Source organism: Virgibacillus carmonensis (genome assembly GCF_057836705.1).
Genome location: NZ_JBYQFJ010000406.1, coordinates 1 through 521 on the forward strand (window position 1 = coordinate 1; position 521 = coordinate 521).

1 protein-coding gene is annotated in these 521 nt (G+C 39.7%); it reads right to left on the reverse strand.

Annotated elements, in window-relative coordinates; translation table 11 throughout:
• Positions 1-389, reverse strand: a 389-nt coding sequence (locus AC3G7N_RS22595) for an ATP-binding cassette domain-containing protein (RefSeq protein ID WP_489424336.1), incomplete at its 3' end; no start/stop codon positions are given.
• Positions 390-521 lie beyond the last annotated feature (132 nt).

Here is a 521-nt window from a genome sequence, read left to right on the forward strand (position 1 = left end):
AATCCATACTCTGTGTTTTCCAGAATGGACCGATGCGGGAATAACGCAAAGCGTTGAAAAACCATGCTCATCTTTTCTCTGCGTACTTTTCGCAATTCCTTCTTATTCATGGTAGACAAGTCTTCTCCGTCAATTAACACATTTCCCTCGGTAGGTTCAATTAACCGGTTTAGCAATCGTACTAATGTTGATTTCCCGCTACCTGACAGTCCCATAATGACAAATATTTCCCCGGCTTCCACCGAAAAGGTTGCTCGATTAACCCCAACCGTATTTCCAGTTTCTTTTAAAATTTCATCTTTAGACGTACCCTTATCAAGCAACTTTAACGCTTGTTTAGGATTCTTGCCGAACACTTTTGACAGGTTCTTTACTTCAATGACCGGCACTCCGTTCACCTCTACTTTTTTTATGTTCTATTGGCACAATGCCTAAGTATTTCGTCGTAATTCTTTATGATTAGACATAAAGCAGACAAATAGACATTAATTCCGAACAGCTTTTTTCCACTTCCCCACTAT